The following is a 2,083-nucleotide window of genomic DNA, read 5'->3' as shown; positions in this document are numbered from 1 at the left end:
GGCGCTCGGCCCCCACCGCCACCCAGAGCCGCCCGGGGCTGCCCGCGCTGGAGGCCCGGCACACCGGCGTACGCAAGGAGGCCACCCGCGAGGTGCTCAGCAGCGGCAAGCTGCGCCGCAGCGAGACCACCCGCAGCTTCGACTCCTACGGAATGGTCACCAGCGAGTCGGAGACCGGCGATGCGGCGGTGGACGGCGACGAGAAGTGCACCACCACCCGCTACGCGCGCAACACGGGCAAGAACATCCTGGACCCGGTCGCCGAGGAGAAGACCGTCGCCACCGCGTGCGGCACCGACCCCGACCTCCCCGCCGACCTGATCTCGACCGACCGCAGCTACTACGACGGCGCCGACACCCTCGGCGCCGCACCCACCAAGGGCGACGTCACCCGCACCGACGAGAACGACGGCGCGGGCACCGGCTACCTCACCACCGGCACCACCACCTTCGACCGCTACGGTCGGACGGTGTCCTCCACCGACGCAAAGGGCCGCAAGACCGCCACCGCCTACACCCCGTCCACCGGCGAGGCCCCGCGCAAGACGGTGACGACCAACCCGCTGGGCCACACCGAGACGAGCCACCTGGACCAGCGCCGCGGCAACCCCACCGCCGTCGTCGACGCCAACGGCAAGCGCACGGACGTGGAGTACGACGCGCTCGGCCGCACCGCCCGCGTGTGGGAGCCGGGATGGCCCAAGGCCGACCACGCCGCCAGGCCGTCCGCCGAGTACGCCTACCGCATCAGCAAGAGCAAGCCCGCCGCCGTCACGACCAGGGAACTGCGCTCGGACGGCACCTACGCCACCTCGTACGCCTTCTACGACGGCCTGCTGCGCGAGCGCGAGACCCAGAAACCGGCCGCCGACAGCGCCACGGGCCGGATCGTGACCGAGACGATGTACGACACCCTCGGCCAGGAATGGAAGAGCTACAGCCCGTACTACGCCAAGGGAAGCCCCGAGAGCACCCTCGTCACCGCGAACGACGCGAAGATACCCGCCTCCACCCTCACCCGCCGCGACGGCGCCGGCCGCACCACCGCCGAGATCCACCAGAAGTACGGCGACGAGACCCGCCGCACCACCACCCGGTACGACGGCGAGCGCACCACCGTCATCCCCCCGAAGGGCGGCACCGCCACCACCGAGGCCACCGACATCCACGACCGCGTCACCGAGCGCCTGTCCTACACGAACGGCGACCGCACGGAGTCGGTGAAGGCCACCACCCGCTACGGCATCCACGACAAGCCCACCCGGTTCACCGACGCCGCCGGGAACACCTGGAAGTGGACCTACGACGCCCGCGGCCGGAAGACGAGCGCCGACGACCCCGACAAGGGCAGGTCCACCATCGGCTACGACACGCTCGACCAGCCGGTGAAGACCACGGACGCCCGCGGCACCACCCTGACCACCGCCTACGACGCCCTCGGCCGCAAAACGGCCCTCAAACACGGCGACACCACCCGGGCGGCCTGGAGCTACGACAAGGAAGCCAAGGGCCAGTTGGACTCCTCCACCCGCTACGACGGCAAGGCCGCCTACACCACCACCGTCACCGGCTACACCGACCGCTACCAGCCCACCGGCACCACCGTCACCATCCCCTCCGCCGAGGGGGAACTGGCGGGCAGCTACACCTGGAAGTATCTCTACGACGCCGAAACGGGAGCACGCACCCGCATAGACCAGCCCTCGGCCGGCGGCCTGCCCTCCGAACGCCTGGCCACCAGCTACACCGCCGACGGCCTGCCCCGCTCCCTCTCGGCCAGCGGAGTCCCCCTCGTCACCAAGACCACCTACGACCCCCTCGCCCAGCCGGTCCGTACCGAGCACGGACTGAACGGACGCAAGCTCTACGAGACCCGCGACTGGGACGAGCACACCGGCCGGCTGAACCGCGCCACGGTCGACGGACAGGTCGCCCTGCGGATCGAGGACACCCGCTACGGCTACGACAAGGCAGGCAACACCACGCGCGTCGCCGCCACCGCGGGCCAGGACGAGGCCGCCACCCACGACGTCCAGTGCTTCACCACCAACCCCCTCCAGCGCCTCACCGCCGCCTGGACCCC

General features: G+C 71.3%; 1 pseudogene. It reads left to right on the top strand.

What is annotated here, in order from left to right:
* Positions 1–2,083: pseudogene (locus tag G5C65_RS36155) on the top strand (RHS repeat protein); the annotation flags it as partial.

Origin of the sequence: Streptomyces boncukensis, assembly GCF_011045075.1 — a bacterium.
GTDB classification, from domain to species: domain Bacteria; phylum Actinomycetota; class Actinomycetes; order Streptomycetales; family Streptomycetaceae; genus Streptomyces; species Streptomyces boncukensis.
This window is presented reverse-complemented; position numbering and strand designations above follow the sequence as displayed.